The organism is Desulfosarcina sp. (assembly GCF_055467485.1).
In genome coordinates this window covers 34452-52648 of sequence record NZ_JBUOIV010000029.1, presented here as the reverse complement: position 1 = coordinate 52648, position 18197 = coordinate 34452, and the positions used below count along the sequence as shown (strand labels likewise).

At 59.9% G+C, this 18197-nt stretch carries 15 protein-coding genes; 14 read left to right on the top strand and 1 reads right to left on the bottom strand.

The genetic code is table 11. The features are described 5' to 3' along the window. Positions 1-39: 39 nt before the first annotated feature. The 6 genes from ACZCED_RS14640 (at position 40) to ACZCED_RS14615 (ending at position 6753) form a co-directional block, all read left to right on the top strand. Complete coding sequence (locus ACZCED_RS14640) at positions 40-1089, top strand: PstS family phosphate ABC transporter substrate-binding protein (RefSeq protein ID WP_462969688.1); 1050 nt, start codon at positions 40-42, stop codon at positions 1087-1089. A 183-nt stretch (positions 1090-1272) separates the two neighbouring features. Beyond that, on the top strand, positions 1273-2100 hold the full coding sequence (gene pstB, locus ACZCED_RS14635; RefSeq protein WP_462969689.1) for a phosphate ABC transporter ATP-binding protein PstB: 828 nt from the start codon (positions 1273-1275) through the stop codon (positions 2098-2100). 75 nt (positions 2101-2175) lie between these two features. After that, on the top strand, positions 2176-2835 hold the full coding sequence (phoU, locus tag ACZCED_RS14630) for a phosphate signaling complex protein PhoU (RefSeq protein ID WP_462969690.1): 660 nt from the start codon (positions 2176-2178) through the stop codon (positions 2833-2835). A gap of 72 nt (positions 2836-2907) precedes the next feature. Continuing rightward, positions 2908-3597 (top strand): response regulator, encoded by a 690-nt coding sequence (locus tag ACZCED_RS14625; RefSeq protein WP_462969691.1) that lies wholly within the window; start codon positions 2908-2910, stop codon positions 3595-3597. Positions 3598-3662: 65 nt separating this feature from the next. After that, positions 3663-5438: a sensor histidine kinase gene (locus ACZCED_RS14620; protein ID WP_464861095.1), complete on the top strand. Its 1776-nt coding sequence runs from the start codon at positions 3663-3665 to the stop codon at positions 5436-5438. A gap of 298 nt (positions 5439-5736) precedes the next feature. Further along, complete coding sequence (locus tag ACZCED_RS14615; protein WP_464861094.1) at positions 5737-6753, top strand: D-cysteine desulfhydrase family protein; 1017 nt, start codon at positions 5737-5739, stop codon at positions 6751-6753. Positions 6754-6823: 70 nt separating this feature from the next. Here ACZCED_RS14615 and ACZCED_RS14610 read toward each other — a convergent pair whose 3' ends face one another. After that, positions 6824-8260: a glycoside hydrolase family 2 TIM barrel-domain containing protein gene (locus tag ACZCED_RS14610; RefSeq protein ID WP_464861093.1), complete on the bottom strand. Its 1437-nt coding sequence runs from the start codon at positions 8258-8260 to the stop codon at positions 6824-6826. Between the two features lie 280 nt (positions 8261-8540). Between ACZCED_RS14610 and ACZCED_RS14605 the strand changes: the two genes are divergently transcribed. The 8 genes from ACZCED_RS14605 (at position 8541) to ACZCED_RS14570 (ending at position 18194) form a co-directional block, all read left to right on the top strand. After that, complete coding sequence (locus ACZCED_RS14605) at positions 8541-11135, top strand: glycosyltransferase (protein ID WP_464861092.1); 2595 nt, start codon at positions 8541-8543, stop codon at positions 11133-11135. Between the two features lie 62 nt (positions 11136-11197). Then, positions 11198-12820 carry an acyl-CoA synthetase gene (locus tag ACZCED_RS14600; RefSeq protein WP_464861091.1) on the top strand — a complete coding sequence of 541 codons (1623 nt, stop codon included), beginning with the start codon at positions 11198-11200 and terminating at the stop codon, positions 12818-12820. 14 nt (positions 12821-12834) lie between these two features. Next, positions 12835-13347: a cupin domain-containing protein gene (locus ACZCED_RS14595; RefSeq protein WP_462969697.1), complete on the top strand. Its 513-nt coding sequence runs from the start codon at positions 12835-12837 to the stop codon at positions 13345-13347. A 236-nt stretch (positions 13348-13583) separates the two neighbouring features. After that, complete coding sequence (locus tag ACZCED_RS14590) at positions 13584-14090, top strand: rubrerythrin family protein (RefSeq protein WP_462969698.1); 507 nt, start codon at positions 13584-13586, stop codon at positions 14088-14090. 356 nt (positions 14091-14446) lie between these two features. Then, positions 14447-14650: a hypothetical protein gene (locus ACZCED_RS14585; protein ID WP_462969699.1), complete on the top strand. Its 204-nt coding sequence runs from the start codon at positions 14447-14449 to the stop codon at positions 14648-14650. A gap of 39 nt (positions 14651-14689) precedes the next feature. Further along, a complete protein-coding gene (locus ACZCED_RS14580; protein WP_462969700.1) occupies positions 14690-14923 on the top strand; it encodes a hypothetical protein in 234 nt (77 codons plus the stop codon). A gap of 90 nt (positions 14924-15013) precedes the next feature. After that, positions 15014-15991 carry a TAXI family TRAP transporter solute-binding subunit gene (locus ACZCED_RS14575; protein WP_462969701.1) on the top strand — a complete coding sequence of 326 codons (978 nt, stop codon included), beginning with the start codon at positions 15014-15016 and terminating at the stop codon, positions 15989-15991. Between the two features lie 109 nt (positions 15992-16100). Further along, positions 16101-18194 carry a TRAP transporter permease gene (locus ACZCED_RS14570; RefSeq protein WP_462969702.1) on the top strand — a complete coding sequence of 698 codons (2094 nt, stop codon included), beginning with the start codon at positions 16101-16103 and terminating at the stop codon, positions 18192-18194. The last annotated feature ends 3 nt before the right edge of the window (positions 18195-18197 follow it).

Genomic DNA, 18197 nt, shown 5'->3' with positions numbered 1-18197 from the left:
GCAGAAATCAAATTTAATTGACTGGAAAAGGAGAAAGGTATGAAAAAGGTATTCACTATTTTGAGTGCAGCGGCATGGTTGATCAGCGTGAACGCCATCGATGCCATGTCGGCACGGGACTACATCAGCATCGTGGGGTCCTCCACGGTTTACCCCTTTGCCACCGTGGTCGCCGAACAATTCGGCAAAACCACCAAATTCAAGACGCCGACCATCGAATCCACCGGCTCCGGCGGTGGACTCAAGCTCTTCTGCGCCGGCGTGGGCGTCGAGCATCCGGACATCACCAACGCCTCGCGGGCGATCAAATCTTCCGAATGCAAAACCTGTTTCGACAACGGCGTCAAGGAGATCATCGAGGTCAAAATCGGTTACGACGGCATCGTCGTGGCCAACGCCAAGTCGGCAGCGATGATGAAACTCACTCGCAAGGACCTGTTCTTGGCCCTGGCCAAGGATGTGCCTGATCCCAAGGGGGGTGAAAACCTGATCCCCAATCCCTACCAGACCTGGAAGGATGTCAATTCGTCTCTGCCCGACCAGAAAATTACAGTGCTGGGACCACCGCCAACCTCGGGTACCCGCGACGCGTTCGTGGAACTGGCCATGGAGGCTGGCGCCAAGGAATTCGATTTTATTAAAGCCATGAAAAAATCGGATAAAAATCGATATAAGGCCGTCTGTCACACCGTACGGGAAGACGGCGCCTATGTGGAAGCCGGCGAGAACGACAACCTGATCGTTCAGAAGCTGGAGAAGGATCCCAGTGCGATGGGTATATTCGGGTTCAGCTTCCTGGACCAGAATGCCGATAAAATCAAGGGTGCTTTCGTGGATGGCGTGGAACCCACGTTTGACAATATTGCCGATGGCCAATATCCTGTGTCCAGGCCGTTGTTCTTCTATGTCAAGAAGGCCCACATCGGTACGATTCCGGGTATCCAGGAGTACCTCAACGCCTTCAGTGCGGAAAAAGCCTGGGGGCCGGACGGATACCTTTCCGAAAAGGGACTGATCCCCATGCCCGACGCGGAGCGTGCGAAGTTTGCCAAGGACATTAAAATGTTGACCCCGATGGAGTGCAAGTAAATCAAGACGGCGGGTGGGTCGGGTGTATCAGCCGGCCGCCCGCCAGCTCTTATGAACCCACAGTGGTTCCGCTTCCGAAAAAATTTGCCTTACCCATTAATCAAGATCATGCTGCCGGTGTAACCAACAGTGATTCTGCGGAATCCATGGGGCCGTTCGCACGTGACAGCAGACAGGAAAGCAATGAGCGATTCGGATAAATTCGATCCGACGGATCCCAAGACCCAAAAGACCGTCGGCAACCCCCTCAGCGAAAATCCGCGTATGACCTGCCGTCATGTCGATGTTTTTTATGCGAACAAACAGGCCATTTTCAATGTATCCCTGGATATCGGGAAAAACGAAGTCATTGCCCTGATCGGCCCCTCAGGATGCGGCAAATCCACTTTTCTGCGCTGCCTGAATCGCATGAACGACACCATCGACATCTGCCGGGTCAGCGGTGAGATCAAGCTGGATGACGTGGACATCTATGATCCGGCGATCGATGTGGTGCCATTGAGAGCCCAGGTGGGAATGGTTTTCCAGAAACCCAATCCATTTCCCAAGTCGATCTACGACAATATCGCCTATGGCCCCAAGATTCACGGCATTGCCACCAATCGCACCGATACCGATGAAATCGTCGAAATGTCGCTGCGCAAAGCCGGCCTGTGGAATGAGGTCAAAGACCGGCTGGATCAGCCTGGCACCGGCCTTTCCGGCGGCCAACAGCAGCGATTATGCATTGCCCGTACGATTGCGGTTAATCCGGAGGTCATTTTGATGGACGAGCCCTGTTCCGCGCTGGATCCCATTGCCACGTCGATTATCGAGGATCTGATCCACGAATTGAGAACCCAGTATACGATTGCCATCGTTACCCATTCGATGCAACAGGCCTCGCGAGTCAGCCAGCGCACCGCTTATTTTCACCTCGGTGTTCTGATCGAAGTGGGCCAAACGGACCAGCTTTTCACCCGACCGCTTCACAAACTGACCCAGGATTACATTACCGGCCGATTTGGTTGATGGAACGGCGATCCGACAGACAAGCCCGGCGTATCGTGCGTTCATATCAACAATTAATACAGGAAGGACCTGACGGTGAAGCACTTTCAGAGAGGACTCGATAAAGTCAAGAAAATGATCCTGAGCCTGGGCGCACTCGTGGAACAGCGGGTGCACCGGATCAAAACGGCCATTGAGGAACGGGACGTGACCCTGGCCAGGGAGATCAAGCACCTTGACCACGAGATCGACGAAATGGAGGTGGAGATCGAAGAGGAGTGCCTCAAGATCATCGCCCTGCACCAGCCGGTGGCGTCAGACCTTCGTTTCCTGATTGCCGTGATCAAGATCAACAATGACCTCGAGCGCATCGGAGACCAGGTGGTCAATATCGCCCAGCGCGTGGAGCGCATCGCCAAGCGTTCGGTGGAACCCTATCACTTCGATTACTCGGTGATGGCCGACAAGGCTGAAACCATGCTGCGCATGAGCCTGGACGCATTGGTCAATCAGGATCTCGATATGGCCATCAAGGTGCTCACCCTGGACGACGAGGTGGACGCGATCAAGGACGAGGCGTATGATCGAATCAAACAGGCCATTGCCGACGGGGTGACGGAAGATATCGGCTACATGATCAATCTGCTGCTCATTTCCAGGCACATCGAGCGACTGGCTGACCACGCCACCAACATTGCCGAAGAGGTGGTCTACATGATCGAAGGCGAAATCGTCCGCCACGGCATGCTCGAATAAATCCGGCGGGCCGACAGCCACGAAGCGATAGTCCTAAACCGGACCGGTCGACGTCCAGAGGCAGAATTAACGATGAGGAAAGAGAAAATACTGGTTGTAGATGACGAAGAGGATATCCTCGAACTGGTCCGCTACAACCTGGTGCGCGAGGGGTATGCAGTGGTCTGCGCCGCCACAGGAGAAGACGCTCTCAAATCGGCAGCCTCGGACCCGGCCGACCTGATCATTCTGGATTTGATGCTGCCGGGCATCGATGGCCTGGAAGTGGCCCGAAGACTCAAGAAAAATCCCGGTACCAAGGACACACCCATCGTCATGCTCTCCGCCAAGGGGGAGGAGGCGGATATCGTTAGCGGCCTGGAACTGGGTGCGGATGATTACGTCACCAAACCCTTCTCCCCCCGTATCCTTGTCGCCCGCATCAAAGCGGTCATCCGGCGAAAGAGCGACGCGGCAGAGGAAGAGAGCGATGTTCTCAAGGTCCGCGAGCTCGTCATTCACACAGGCCGCCGCCACGTGACCGCCAATGGGCGCCCGCTGGAATTGACCTACACGGAGTTCCAGGTGCTCTACTTTCTGGCCCGTCGCCCGGGCTGGGTGTTTACCCGTTCCCAGATCGTGGACGCGGTGCGCGGAGACGACTACCCGGTGACCGACCGCAGCGTGGATGTACAGATCGTGGGCCTCAGGAAAAAGCTGGGGCCGCTGGGAAAATATATCGAGACCGTCCGCGGCGTCGGTTACCGCTTCATAGAAAACTGATCCAGCTAAACCCGCCTGCCTGCAGAGATAAAGCGCTGCGCGATGCCGGGTGACGATTGAGACCGATGAAAAAAAAGAAGCATCTGCTTTATAAACTATTTCCATCCTATCTGCTGATCACGCTGGTTTCGCTGCTGGCAGTCAGCTGGTATGCCCTGAGCTTTTCCCGCCAGTTTTTTCTGGAGCGTACCCAGGCCGATCTGGAAGTCAGCGGTCGGCTCCTCCAAGAGCAGGTGGTCCGCCTGCTCTCTCCGCTCGATGAAAAGGCGGTAGACTTGCTCTGCAAGGATGCCGCCGGCCAGACCGACACGCGGGTGACCGTGATTCTGCCCGACGGCCGGGTGGTCGGAGATTCCGAGGAGATGCCGGCCAACATGGACAATCACCGGGACCGGGACGAGATTCGCCAGGCCTATCGGGGCCAGATCGGTATGAGCATTCGCCACAGCGACACCATTTCTCAGAACATGATGTATGTGGCCCTTCCCCTTTTCACGAATCAGCAGTTAACCGGCGTGCTGCGGATGTCCCTGGCCATTAACGCCATCGACGACCGCATCGGCACCATCCGCTGGCGCATCGCTGCCGGCGCTCTGCTGGTGGCCCTGCTGGCATCAGGCGTCAGCTGGCTGGTTTCGCGGCGGATTACCCAGCCGCTGGAAAAAATGCGCAGCGGCGCGAGACGGTTTGCCGAAGGGGATCTATTCCACCGCCTGCCCCTGTCCGACATCCGCGAGTTCTCAGGATTGGCCGAGACCATGAACCAGATGGCCGAGCAGCTTCAGCAGCGGATCGATGAGATCAACAGCCAGCGGAGCAAGACCCAGGCGGTGTTGTCCAGCATGCGCGAAGGGGTCATCGCCACGGACCTGGAGCAGCGGGTGATCAACATCAACCCGACCGCCGCGAAAATGTTCGGAATTCCCATGGCGTCCGGCTACGGCCGCAGTATTCTGGAAATCGTCCGTAACCACGAGTTCCAGGAACTGATGGACCGCAGCCTCTCCTCCGGGGAGAGTCTCGAGTCGGATATCGTCTATCACCAAAATGGCGAGCAGATCTTCAACGTTCACTGTACGCCCCTGATGGATGCCATGCAGAAGCGCATGGGCGGTTTGGTTGTGATCAGCGATGTGACCCAGCTGCGCTGGCTGGAGAACATGCGCCGTGACTTCGCCGCCTCCGTCTCCCACGAGATCAAGACACCCTTGACCGCCATCAAGGGCTTTGTGGAAACGCTGTACACCATCGACCCGGAGGATCGGGAAGAGAACCGGCGGTTTCTGAAGATCATCGATAAACACGTCAACCGCCTGGCCGCCATTATCGATGACCTGATGCAGCTTTCACGGATCGAAGGCGACCGTGAAGTCCAGCAGATCGGCACGGAGATCTGCCGCGTCCAGGATGTGCTTACCACCGCCATCGGGCTGTGCAGGCAAGTCGTCGACGAAAAGGGGATTGACATCAGGCTGACCTGCGAGACGGATCTTTCCGGCCGTTTCGACGCGACCCTGCTGGAGCAGGCCGCCGTGAACCTGCTGGACAATGCCGCGAAATACAGCCCTGAGAAAAGCACCATTCAGATTGAAGCGGTGGCGGTGAAAGAGGAGATCCAGATCCGTTTCACGGACCCGGGCATGGGCATCGCCAAGAAGCACCTCCCCCGGCTGTTCGAACGGTTCTACCGGGTGGACAAGGCCCGCAGCCGCAAGCTCGGCGGCACCGGCCTGGGACTGGCCATCGTCAAGCACATCGCCCAGGCCCACGGCGGCAGTGTAACCGTCGAAAGCGAACTGGGAAAAGGCAGCACCTTCACCTTGCATCTGCCCGCAAAATAAGGGCCAGGCTAATCACCGATTAGCCAGTTGACAAAAAAACGCTTACTCTTCTTCCGTTGGCAGGAAAATGCGCTTTTGCGTCTCCCCAAGCGTTGACGAACGCTACGATTTTATTCCTGAAAGAGAAAAGTCGAAACGCATGATGAATTGAACGGTTGTGGCAGATCAACAGGCATCTGCAGCAGGGTGCACTGAATCCATCCCCCTTGTTTTTCCCCGCCCAACTGATGTAGAAAGAAAGACGGTTTTCTTTGCATCGCGGATTGACTCCCATTACCCCAGATTCAGGAACAAAAGCATGATACCCGCAGAATTATTACCGCCACGCCTCCACCTGGCCAGCACCCCCACCCCTCTCCAAAAGATGGAACGGCTCAGCCGCCAGGCCGGGGTGGAGATCTTTTTCAAACGGGACGACTTCACCGGCAGCGAACTGTCCGGCAACAAGATCCGCAAACTGGAATTTCTGCTGGCCGATGCCCTCGCCAAAGGCGCCGACACGGTGATCACCTGCGGCGGTGCCCAGTCCAACCACTGCCGGGCCACGGCCCTGGCGGCGGTTAAGGCGGGCCTCTCGTCGCTGCTGCTTCTGCGTGCGAGCGATCCGGCCAATCCGCCGGCGCTTTCCGGCAACATCCTGCTGGATCGCCTGGCGGGGTCTGAAATTGTATGGGTGACGCCGGAGCAATACCGGGCGCGTGATGAGATATTCGAACGGGAAGCCCGGCGGTTGCGCAGCGAGGGGCGCAGGCCCTACATCATTCCCGAAGGCGGATCGACGGCATTGGGTGCCTGGGGATATGTGGCCGCGATGGAGGAACTGGCGGCGGACCTCAGGCGCCTGGATGGCGGCCGGGTGACGCCCACCACCGTGATCTGCGCCGCCGGCTCCGGGGGGACCACCGCCGGACTGGCGCTGGGCGCCCGGTTGTCGGGGGCCGAGATCCGCGTGGTGGGCGTCAACGTCTGCGATGACCGGGACTATTTCGTGGCCATCATCGACGGCATCTGCCGGGACTTCTGCCGGACCTGGCCGACGGAGGTGATGGATGCGGTTCCCCCCTACGAGATCGTCGACGGTTATGTGGGACGCGGATATGCCCTGTCGCGGACCGAAGAACTGGCCGCCGTCCGTGATTTAGTGCGCCTGGAAGGTGTGGTGCTGGATCCGGTCTATACGGGCAAGGCCTATTTCGGCATGCTGGCGGAGCTGGAACGCCATCCGCAGCGGTTCGGCCGTCGCATCGTGTTCATTCACACGGGCGGTCTGTTCGGCCTGTTTCCCATCGCGGAGCAGTTGGCCGGACTGGTATAAACCCACGGCGGGCGCATGCCCGGGGTATTGAGCTGCTTGACCGGGACAGGAGAGCCAATCCCCTGCCTCGTCAACCGCCCGAAGCGGGACTGGTCGCAGCCGCCGGTTCAGGGGGCAGGGACAGCCCCACCTGGAAGGGGACGTTGGCCGTGCCGACACGGCCGTCGGTGTCGAGGACATATACGAACAGACGGTATTCACCGGCATTGTCCGGTGCCGTCAGATGCAGTTTGCCGATGTCCTCGGCGATCATATCCCCCAGCGCCTCGGGTTGCGGTTCGTAGGCCCCCCCGGTGCTCAGGGTGATGGGTTCCGCCATCATCTGCCAAACAAAGCGCAGGCCGTCATTTTCCGGATCGACGGCCTCCACGCTGGCAACGAAGGGCTGACCCGGTGTGAATGTCACCCCGCCGCCGGCGAACTGATCGTCGATGGTCATGCGCCCCACCTCCGGCGCCCGGTTGGTCGGCCAGCCGCCCGACCAGCTGTATTGCATGGCATCCACCGTGGCGCAGGCCGCCGCGGGACGATCCAGTCCGGGCAGCTGTTCGATGAACATGCTGTACCACGTTGGCGTGCGTTCCTGTTTCTGACCCCACAGGAAGACATAGGAGCCGATGCAGCGATCGCTGTTGGCCAGGATTCCCTGTGCATAACGCTGCAGGTGAAAATCCACTTTTTGCTGGCTGGTGGGTTCGATGGGCCGCCCCCACACGGTTCGCTCGGCTTCCCAGTGGCCGTCGACGCCCCATTCGGTAACCAGGTAGGGGCCCTTGAACCTCGACGCGTCGATCATGGCGCGCACCTTGGACAAGGTGCCATAGGCGTTGATACCCAAGGCATCCAGATGGGGGGCGTAGGCGGCAACCCTATCGGCGGTGACGTCGTCGAAGGAGATCACCGTAATCACCGGATGGTGGGGGTCCTGGGCCTTGATCAGGCGGGCCAGTTCGTCGACAAATTGCCAGGCTTCCGGTGTTCCGGCTCCCTCAAGGTTGATTTCATTGCCCAGCGCCCACATCAGCAGGGCCGGATGGTTTTTGTATTGATCGAGGCTCTGCTGGATTTCATCGATGATGCGGCGTCGGTAGTCAGGATCCAGGTAGTCGGATGCTGTGTGGGACAACCAAATCCCCAGGGTGACGGTCATTCCATAACCGTGGGCGCGGCCCAGGAGATCGCCGGCGTCGTGGGCACCCCAGGTGCGAACCGAATTGGCACCGGCCTGGGCCGCCATCTGCAGATACCGCCGTCCGCCGACACCCTTGATAAAATAGGGTTGTCCGCCGCGGTAGAGCCGAAAGCCCTGGTCACCGGCCTGGATGGACACGGCAGCCGGGGCCGTGGTTGCGGGTTGCGTTTCGGCGACTGTTGTCGGGGGGGTGTTCATCACACCGGCATCCGACGCAGAACAAAGGGAATGCCATCCGCACAGCCAGAGAACGGCCATGCCGATCAGGAGGGTCAGCTGCTGATGTTTGAGGAGAAGGCGCCGGGTTGTCGTCATAAACCACCGTTGGCAAGGGTCCATGTTGTCCACCCGGCCGGAAAGATGGCAGCCGGGCTTGCCCAAAACCGGTATCGGCACTGCGGCGCAAAACTTGAGGGGCTTGCACCGCGAGGCAAGGCCGTGTATCATCGCTCGGGCAGGTCTCATTGATGCCATTTTCCCCGTTTCCCGTTGTCACCTCTGTATACTTTTGCATAACTGGCAACGGTTGTCCACCAGATATACGATCCAAGACACCTGGCGTCTCGACGGGCGCAGGCGGCAGGGAGCACATGCAATGAAACTGTCCAGTGTTCTCATCGCCCTGGCGATAGCGATTCTGGCCCTCAGCATCTGGGCTCTGGCCAATCGCCCGGAGGCTGAGCCGTCCTGGCCGGAACGCATCCAGGGGTTCTCGTTTTCTCCGTTCACGGACGGTCAGAGCCCCCTGGAAAAGATTTATCCCACCGCCGATCAGATCGAGGCCGACCTGCTATTACTTGAAGGCAAGACTCATGCCATTCGTACCTACACGGTAGAAGACCGGCTGTTCGAAATCCCCGAGATGGCCAAGCGGCATGGCATCAACGTGGCGTTCGGAGTCTGGATCGACCGCAATTGGGAGCGCAACCAGGCCGATATGAAGATTTTCCTGGAAACGGCGGCCAGGAGCACCAATATCGTGCGGGCGATCGTCGGAAACGAAGTGCTCCTGCGCGGTGAGCTCACCCCGGAAGAACTGACCGTCTATCTGGAGTGGGCCAGGCAGGAGCTGGAAATTCCCGTCAGCACGGCCGAACCCTGGCACGTGTGGGTCAAGCACCACGAGCTGGCCGAGCATGTGGATTTTCTGGCGGTGCACATGCTGCCTTACTGGGAAGGCGTTCACATCGACCTGGCCGTGGACTATGTTGTCCAGAAAATCGAACTGCTCCAGTCCTTATTTCCGGACAAGCCCATCGTTATCGCCGAGGTGGGATGGCCCAGCAACGGACGTACCCGGCAGTCCGCGGTCGCCACGCCGGCCAACCAGGCCACCTTTCTGAGGCGTTTCCTGAATCGGGCCGAACAGGAAAAATACATCTACTATGTCATGGAGGCCTTCGATCAGCCCTGGAAGCGGGACACCGAAGGGGCGGTGGGGGCCTACTGGGGGGTCTACGATGTGGCGCGCCAGGAAAAGTTCCCCTTTACCCAGCCCATCGTGCCTATCGCCAACTGGACCCTGCTGGCCGGACTGTCGGTGCTGATCGCCGTGGTCACCTTCGCCATCCTGCTGATCGACAGCCAGACCCTGGGGAACCTGGGTCGCGGGTTTCTGGCGGTGCTGGTCTTCACCGTCGCATCGGCGGCGGTGTGGGTGGTTTACGATTACCTTCATCAATACCTGACCGTGGGGACCGTCATCGTCGGACTGATAATGATCAGCGGCATGATCGGCGTCATCGTCGTGCTGCTCACCGAGGCCCACGAATGGGCCGAGGCGCGCTGGATCATCCGGCTGCGGCGGCCTTTCCAACCGGTGGATCTGGATGACAGCGAGCTGGCCATGGTGTCCATTCACGTGGCGACGTACAACGAACCGCCGGCAATGGTCATGGATACGCTGGATGCGCTGGCAGCCCTGGACTACCCCCGCTTCGAGGTTCTGGTTATTGACAACAACACGAAGGATCCCAATGTCTGGAAGCCGGTTGAGGCCCATTGCCAGACGCTGGGGCCGCGCTTCCGTTTTTTCCACCAGGACCCGTTGGCTGGTTTCAAGGCCGGGGCGTTGAACTTCGCCCTGAAACACACCGACCCGGCGGCCGACATCATTGCCGTGATCGACAGCGACTATCTCGTGGCCTCCAACTGGCTGCGGGATCTCGTTCCCCAGTTCAAGGATGCCAAAACCGGCATCGTCCAGGCCCCCCAGGACTACCGGGACGGGACCGAAAATGCCTTCAAGGCCATGTGCCATGCCGAATACCGGGGATTTTTCTTCATCGGCATGGTCACCCGCAACGAGCGCAATGCCATCATCCAGCACGGCACGATGACGCTGATCCGTCGCAAGGTGCTGGAATCCGTCGGCGGTTGGAGCGAATGGTGCATCACCGAGGATGCCGAGCTCGGTCTGCGGATATTCGAGCAGGGATATGAGGCGGTCTACATCCCCCGGTCATACGGGCTCGGGCTGATGCCCGACACCTTCGGCGATTACAAAAAGCAGCGCTACCGCTGGGCCTATGGCGCCATGCAGATCCTGCGCCGGCACAGCCACTTTCTCACGGGCCGGAAATCAAGCCGGCTACGGCACGGCCAGCGTTATCACTTCATCGCGGGCTGGCTGCCCTGGCTGGCCGACGGGGCCAACCTGCTATTCAACCTGGCGGCGCTGATGTGGTCGATGGCCATGATTATCGATCCCCTGCATGTGGATCCGCCCCTGGTGGTCTTCTCTATCCTGCCGTTGGCGCTGTTTACGTTCAAACTCGGCAAGCTGATCTATCTCTACCGCACGCGTGTGGATGCCAGCTTGGGGCAGACCTTGGCGGCATCCCTGGCAGGACTTGCCCTGACCCACACGATTGCCAAGGCAGTCATGTCCGGGTTGATCACCCGCAACAAGCCCTTTTTCAGGACACCCAAGATGGCCGGTGCCTCGGCACTGATGAGGGCGCTGGCCGCTTCCCTGGATGAAATCTTCCTTTTTGCGGCCATGATCAGCGCCGCCGTGACCATCGCTATGATGCAGCCTATGGATACACTGGACATGAACCTGTGGGTGATTGTGCTGGTGGTCCAGTCCCTGCCGTATGCCGCCACCTTGTGCGTGGCTCTGATCAGCGGTTTTCCCCGGTTGTCGAACCGGCTGGTGGACTGGCGACGCCGACAGGAGGCGTCCTGAGGTATCCATTCCTATTTTTTCTTTAACGGCAGCCATGGGCTGCCGACCAAGGAGGCAAAACCATGCTCAAAGCGGCCAAGGATTATCAGGAGTTGTGTGACAACTTCCGATGGGACGTGCCGGACCACTACAATATCGGCGTGGATATCTGCGACAAGTGGGCCCATCAACCCGGCCGCCTGGCCCTGATATACGAAGACGATGCGGGGCGGACACAGCGCTACACCTTCCTCGATTTGAAACGCCAATCCAACCGGCTGGCCAATGGCCTGATGGCCATGGAAATCGGGATCGGCGACCGGGTAGGCATCCTATTGCCCCAGCGGCCGGAAACTGCCATCAGCCATATCGGTCTTTACAAAATCGGGGCCATCGCCATTCCGCTGTTCACCCTGTTCGGCACCGATGCCCTGGCCTATCGCCTGGAAAACAGCCAGGCCAGCGGGGTGATTACCGATTCATCCAACCTGCCGAAAATACTTTCTATTCGTGACAGCCTGCCGCAGTTGCGCGTCATCATCGTCACCGACGGGGAAGCGCCGGATGGCGTTGAGGGCTTTCAGGATCTGCTGTCACGGGGGAGCGATGCCTTCACACCGGTACAGACGCGGTCCGACGATCCGGCCCTGATCATCTACACCTCGGGGACCACGGGGCCGCCCAAGGGGGCGCTGCACGCTCACCGGGTGCTTCTCGGCCACCTGCCTGGCGTCGAGTTCCCGCACAACTTCTTTCCCTGCGCGGACGATCGCTTCTGGACGCCGGCAGACTGGGCCTGGATCGGGGGGCTTATCGACGTGCTTTTCCCCAGCTGGCACCACGGGATTCCCGTCGTTGCCCACCGCGCCAGAAAATTCGATCCGGAAGAGGCATTCCACCTGATGGCCAGACACCGCATCCGCAACGCCTTCATGCCGCCCACCGCCCTGAAACTCATGCGCCAGGTACCGGAATCGTCGATGCCCGATGATTTTAAAATGAGAACCATCGGCAGCGGGGGCGAGACCCTTGGCGAAGAACTGCTGACCTGGGGCCGACGGGTCATGGGTGTGACCATCAATGAATTTTACGGCCAGACCGAATGCAACCTGGTGGTGGGCAATTGCTCCGAAGTCATGCCCATTCGACCCGGATCCATGGGCCGGCCGATACCCGGGCACACGGTGGCGGTGGTGGATGAGGACGGCCATCCGGTGCCGGCGGGCAGCGCGGGGGAGATCGCCGTGCGCAGCCCCGACCCGGTGATGTTTCTGGAATACTGGAAAAATCCGCAGGCCACCCGCAAAAAATTCATCGGCGACTGGAGCCTGACCGGTGACCTGGCACGCATGGACGATGAGGGGTACCTGTGGTTCGTGGGGCGCAAGGACGATCTGATCACCAGCTCCGGCTACCGCATCGGACCGGCGGAAATCGAAGAATGTATCATGAAGCATCCGGCCGTGAGCATGGTGGCTGTCATCGGGCGGCCGGATCCGGTGCGCACGGAGGTCGTCAAGGCATTCATCGTGCTCCGGGAACCCGGCGACGCATCGGCGGAAACGGCCCGGGAGATCCAGCACTTCGTCAAGGAACGGCTGGCCGCTCACGAGTATCCCCGGGAAATCGAATTCACCGACAGCCTGCCCATGACGGCCACCGGAAAGATCATGCGCCGGGAGCTCAAAGCCCGGGAAATAAAATGAGAGGGGAGGTTGGCATGCCCACCGTATTTCACACCAAGGAGCTTAAATTCGAAGCCAAGAAATCCCAACTGCCTGAATTTGCCTGGCAGACCAGCCCCCGGCTGGCCCAGCTGGCAGGGTCCCGACAGCTGGATTTCGACATCCGTTCCCTGGACCCGGACCGATTTTCCTTTCCTTACCATTTCCACCGGGCGGCCGAGGAGCTGTTCCTGATCCTGTCCGGCCAAGCCACCCTGCGCACGCCGGAAGGATTTCAAACGGTCGCCGTCGGGGACCTGGTGTTTTTCGAGCAGGGAGACGCCGGCACCCACCAGCTTTACAATCACGGCGACGTCCCTTGCGTCTACCTGGACATCCGGACAACGGTGGGCATCGACGTCTGCGAATATCCCGATTCCGGCAAGATGGCCATTTTACCCACGCTGGAGGTGTTCGAGAGCAGTTCCCGGGTTCGCTACTTCCAGGGAGAAGAGAAGGTGAAAGAAAAATGGCCGGAGGAGATACTGCGCAAACGATCGGAGCAATGAAAAGCGATCAGCCATGTGTTGACACGGTTTGCACATGTCAATAAGCGGATAACGAAAAAGGATTCAAGGGAACAAGGGGGAAAGGATTCTGAGGATATGCGCAAAGATGCGCGTGTGGATCTTAACGCCCTCTGGAACCGTTTTTTCTTATTGGTCGAACCAGCCAATCGAAAATGGCTGATCCTTCGCTTGATCCCTTGATCCCTCGAACCCTTTCTTAATTCATGGAGGTGGCAATGCAACCCAGGACCAAGGAAAACATCCACAAAGCATTCATCGGTGAGGCAAAGGCGTACTTCCGGCTGCTGGCCTATGCGGCAAAGGCGGACGAGGAGGAAGTGCCGCAAGTCGCTCTGTTGTTCCGCGCCATCGCCGAAGCGGAGCGGGTGCATGCCACGCGGCAGATGAATCTGGTCAAAGATCTGATCGTCAAGGATACGGACACCAATCTGGAGAAATCCTTTCAGCGGGAAAAATCCATCAGCGAGAATGAGTACCCTGAATTTTTGAAGATTGCCGAAGAAGAGGGGGAAACGGTTGCCGCCTTGGCCTTCAGTCACGCCAGGGATGCGGAGGCCTTCCACGCCAAGCTGTATGAGCGGGCGATCATGAATGTCATCAAGAATGAGGTCAAGGAATACCATGTCTGCCAGGTTTGCGGCTACGTGACCGACAAGAAGATCCCCAAAAAATGCCCGGTCTGCGGCGCCCCCCCGGAACAGTTCAAGACCGTCGGCGGCTGATCGCGGCGACAATGCCGCAACCGGCGATGGCCGGCGGGGGGGGCTTGGCCCGATGCGGTGCCTTGGATGCAGCGCCTCGTCGCAGCCGAACACACGGAGCCTCTATGCCCCTTTCTTTCAGGGCAACCGCGAAAGCGCCGACAACCTGTGGCAGCAATGAGAAGTGGCGATTGCAAAGCACCACCGGATGTGCTTTCATATAGCGAGATTCAATTTTGACGGCGCCGTCCGAGAAGTGACGTTTTTAACGGTTTATCAATTTTGCCATGCAAAATTCCATCGAACACCGCTAGTTCATCAATCTGCCGGCCCGCGGATTCAAGCTGCCCGAAAGATCGGTCGAGGCGTGCGGGCCGATGAGCCTGTGCCAGGTGGCCGAAGCCATGCAGACGACCCTGCCGACGGCCTGCCGGTTCTTCACCACCCTGCAGGCGGTCGACCTGATCGAAAAGGAGGCGTATCGCACGGCCTGCCGCATTGCTCCCCGAGTACTCGAGCTCGGTTACGGCGTCATCACGCCTGCGGAGTTGTGGAGCACCGCCCATCTGCCACGGGTCTGAGCGCCGGTCATCCTCGAACGATCCGACTGCCGGGCCTTCATGCCCAAAACACCTGCGGATCCGGATGCCCTGGTCGACATTCTCGCCCGGGTGCGCGAGGCCGGCGTTGACGTCAACCATGGAGATTTCGGTCTGGAATCGGTTCGTGTGACGGCCTTGAACATGGCGGTCAATGCCGTCGATTGCGATGAGAGCGCAGGGGCCGCGAAGTTGATGCCGACCGTGCGAGAGTTGATCCAACGCATTTTTCAGGCCATGAGATATCATTCATGAGAACCAAAGGAGGTGCCTGGAAGTATCGTTTTCAGGGGCCTGGTACTGGCCGATTTTACAACACCCACACACCACAAGGAGGATTACTCGATGAAAACCGTCAACAAGTACTGGCTGCCATTGATTCTTGCTGTCATCCTCGGCGTCACCCTGGTCGCCAACCCGGCCGTCGCCGCCCGGCGATTCGTCTCGATCGCTTCAGGCTGGGTCACCGGCGCCTATTTCCCCATGGCGGGAGCCATTTCGCGGGTGGCCTACAAACACCTCCAGGATCAGAACATCAAGGTGACCGCCGAATCGTCGGGGGCATCGGTGGCCAACGCCAAACTGATCGGGGCCGGTGACACCGATTTCGCCATTCTGCAGAACGACATCGCCTCCTACGCCTACCACGGCAAGGCCGGCATGTTCGACGCCCCCATCACCAAGCTTCTCGGCGCCTGCACCCTGTTTCCCGAGCATGTGCAGATCCTGGCCCGCAAGGATGCCAACATCAAATCCCCGGCCGACCTGAAGGGCAAAAAGGTGGCCATCGGCCCGGTCGGCTCCGGCACCACCGAGAACGTGATCCAAATTCTCGAAGCCTGGGGCCTGACCACCGCCGACCTGGACAAGGCCGAACAGCTGGATGCCTCCCAGGCAGCCGATTACATCAAGGACGGACGCCTGGATGCGGCCTTCTTCACCGTGGCCGTGGGTGCGGCCGTGATCATGGACACCTGCCTGATCGTCGACTGCAACATCGTTCCCGTGGAGGGCCCCAATGTCGACAAGCTGGTCGCCAAATACCCCTTCTACGCCAAGCAGAAGGTGGCCGGCGGCACTTACAAGGGCAACGATGGCGACGTCGCCACCGTGTCGGTCATGGCCATGATGGCCGCCCGCGCCGATCTGGAAGACGACATCGTCTATGCCATCCTCAACGCCATGTACTCGGACCTGCCACAGCTTCAGGGGGCCCACGACAAGTTCAAGGACCTGAGCCTGGAGACTGCCCTGGTCGGCATGGGAATCCCCCTGCACCCGGGTGCCGAGAAGTTCTTCAAGGAAAAGGGCGTGATCAAATAGCCCGCGTTCAGCGGTGACATGTAAACGACCCTAAAACATCCCTTTTGGCCGGGAGGGCCGAACGCCGCCCGGCCAAAAGGTCGAAACCGAACGTCTGGAGGATGGTACGTTGGCTGATCAGGATCGCACAAACATCGAAAGCAGCAAGAAAATGGCCCGTAGCGCCGAGGGCGGAAGCCGGGAGTTCTCAGGCATCGTCGCCATCGTCGTCACGGTCATCGCCGTCGGCATGTCGCTTTTCCAGGTTTACACCGGCTTTTTCGGCGAACTGCCCGGCTCCCGACAGCTCTCCGTCCACCTGACCTTCGGGCTGGTGCTCTGCTTTCTGTGCTTTCCCTTGCGCCGGGGCGCCGGCGGCCGGATCACCATCGCCGACATCATCCTGGCCGTCATCGGCGGGGCGGCGGCCTTCTACCTGTTCGCCAACTACGACCACGTGGTGACCTCGGTGGGCAACGCCCCCACCTACGACATCGTCATCGGCGCCGTTTTGATCGTGCTGGTGCTCGAGGCCACCCGCCGCAGCGTGTCGCCCATGCTGCCGATCATCACCATCATCTTTTTGCTTTACGCCTATTTCGGCCCTTACATCCCCGGCGACCTGGGGCATCGGGGCTTCCGGGTCAAGCGGATCATCGACCATGTCTATATGAGCGGCGAGGGGTTGTGGGGGGTGCCGCTGCGGGTCTCGGCCACCTTCGTCTTCCTCTTCGTGCTTTTCGGCGCTTTTCTGGAGCGGATCGGCGCCGGCGAGTACCTGATCAACCTCTCCTTCGCGGTGATGGGCCGGTTCCGAGGCGGTCCGGCCAAGGCCGCCGTGGTGGCCTCGTGCGCCATGGGGTCCATCTCGGGGTCATCCATCGCCAACACGGTGACCACCGGCGCCATGACCATTCCACTGATGAAAAAGGTGGGCTTCAAACCCCACGTGGCCGGCGCCGTGGAGGTGGCCGCCTCGACCAACGGCCAGCTCATGCCACCCATCATGGGCGCAGCGGCCTTCATCATGGCCGAAATCATCGGCGTGCCCTACCTGCAGATCGTCAAGGCGGCCTTCATTCCGGCGATCCTCTCCTACACGGCCATCTTCTGCATCGTACACCTGGAGGCGGTCAAGGAGGGGATCCGCGGGCTGACCAGGGAGGAGTGCCCGCCCATGATCAGGACCCTGCTGTCGGGCCTGCACTACCTGATTCCCCTGTTCCTGCTGGTGTGGCTGCTGCTGGTGACCATGTGGACGCCCACCACGTCGGCCTCCTGGTCGATTCTGGCCGCCATGGTGGTGGCCCTGGGCAACAACGTCTACCGGGCCTATTGGCGCTTTCCACGGGTGGCGGCCGGTGCGACCCTGGGTGAAGATCCCGACGCCTACGACACCTACCGCCGGCGGCCCCAGGGGTTCGTCGGACGCCGGACCGTGTCGGAGATCGTCGGCGCATTGGACGCCGGCGCCCGCAACATGGCCGGCATCGCCGCGGCCTGCGCCTGCTGCGGCATCATCATCGGCGTGGTCACCCTGACCGGCCTGGGCCTCAAGATGGCCACCCTGATCACCGAGGCCGCCGCCGGCAGCCTGCTGCTGACCCTGATCTTCTCGGTGTTCGCCTCCATCATCCTCGGCATGGGCCTGCCCACCACCGCCACCTACATCATCATGGCGGCCATGACCGCTCCGGCCATCATGACCATCAGCAGCGACCTGGGACTGGGGTTGCCCATCATCGCCGTGCATCTGTTCGTCTTCTACTACGGCATCGTGGCCGACGACACGCCGCCGGTGGGGCTGTGCGCATACGCAGCCGCCGGCATCGCCGGGGCGGATCCCATCAAAACCGGGTGGAAGAGCTTCCGCCTGGACCTGGCGGCGTTCACCCTGCCGTTCATGTTCATCTACAACACCAAGCTGCTCATGATCGACACCACCCTGGCCGAAATTCTTTACATCGTGCCGCTGTGCATCCTGGGCATGTTCTGCTGGTCGGTGTTCATCCAGGGTCACTGGAAGGTCAAAACGCCCATCGTCGAACGCCTGCTGTTCCTGGGGCTGGCTTTTTTGCTGGTCAACCCGAATCACCTGGTCGTCGGCGATTTACTGATCAACCGGCACCTGGTGAACGGCCTGGCCATCGTTTCGGTGGCGGCCCTTTATTTCTGGCAGCGGTCGCGCGCCAACCGGACGCCGGCACTGGCCGTTACGACGTAGGCC

Coding starts and splice junctions, on each gene's coding strand:
- ACZCED_RS14620 (WP_464861095.1), top strand. CDS start 3,663: ATGAAAAAAAAGAAGCATCTGCTTTATAAACTATTTCCATCCTATCTG.
- ACZCED_RS14575 (WP_462969701.1), top strand. CDS start 15,014: ATGAAAACCGTCAACAAGTACTGGCTGCCATTGATTCTTGCTGTCATC.
- ACZCED_RS14600 (WP_464861091.1), top strand. CDS start 11,198: ATGCTCAAAGCGGCCAAGGATTATCAGGAGTTGTGTGACAACTTCCGA.
- ACZCED_RS14625 (WP_462969691.1), top strand. CDS start 2,908: ATGAGGAAAGAGAAAATACTGGTTGTAGATGACGAAGAGGATATCCTC.
- ACZCED_RS14580 (WP_462969700.1), top strand. CDS start 14,690: ATGCCCAAAACACCTGCGGATCCGGATGCCCTGGTCGACATTCTCGCC.
- pstB (WP_462969689.1), top strand. CDS start 1,273: ATGAGCGATTCGGATAAATTCGATCCGACGGATCCCAAGACCCAAAAG.
- ACZCED_RS14585 (WP_462969699.1), top strand. CDS start 14,447: ATGAGCCTGTGCCAGGTGGCCGAAGCCATGCAGACGACCCTGCCGACG.
- ACZCED_RS14615 (WP_464861094.1), top strand. CDS start 5,737: ATGATACCCGCAGAATTATTACCGCCACGCCTCCACCTGGCCAGCACC.
- ACZCED_RS14640 (WP_462969688.1), top strand. CDS start 40: ATGAAAAAGGTATTCACTATTTTGAGTGCAGCGGCATGGTTGATCAGC.
- ACZCED_RS14590 (WP_462969698.1), top strand. CDS start 13,584: ATGCAACCCAGGACCAAGGAAAACATCCACAAAGCATTCATCGGTGAG.
- ACZCED_RS14605 (WP_464861092.1), top strand. CDS start 8,541: ATGAAACTGTCCAGTGTTCTCATCGCCCTGGCGATAGCGATTCTGGCC.
- ACZCED_RS14595 (WP_462969697.1), top strand. CDS start 12,835: ATGCCCACCGTATTTCACACCAAGGAGCTTAAATTCGAAGCCAAGAAA.
- ACZCED_RS14610 (WP_464861093.1), bottom strand. CDS start 8,260: ATGACGACAACCCGGCGCCTTCTCCTCAAACATCAGCAGCTGACCCTC.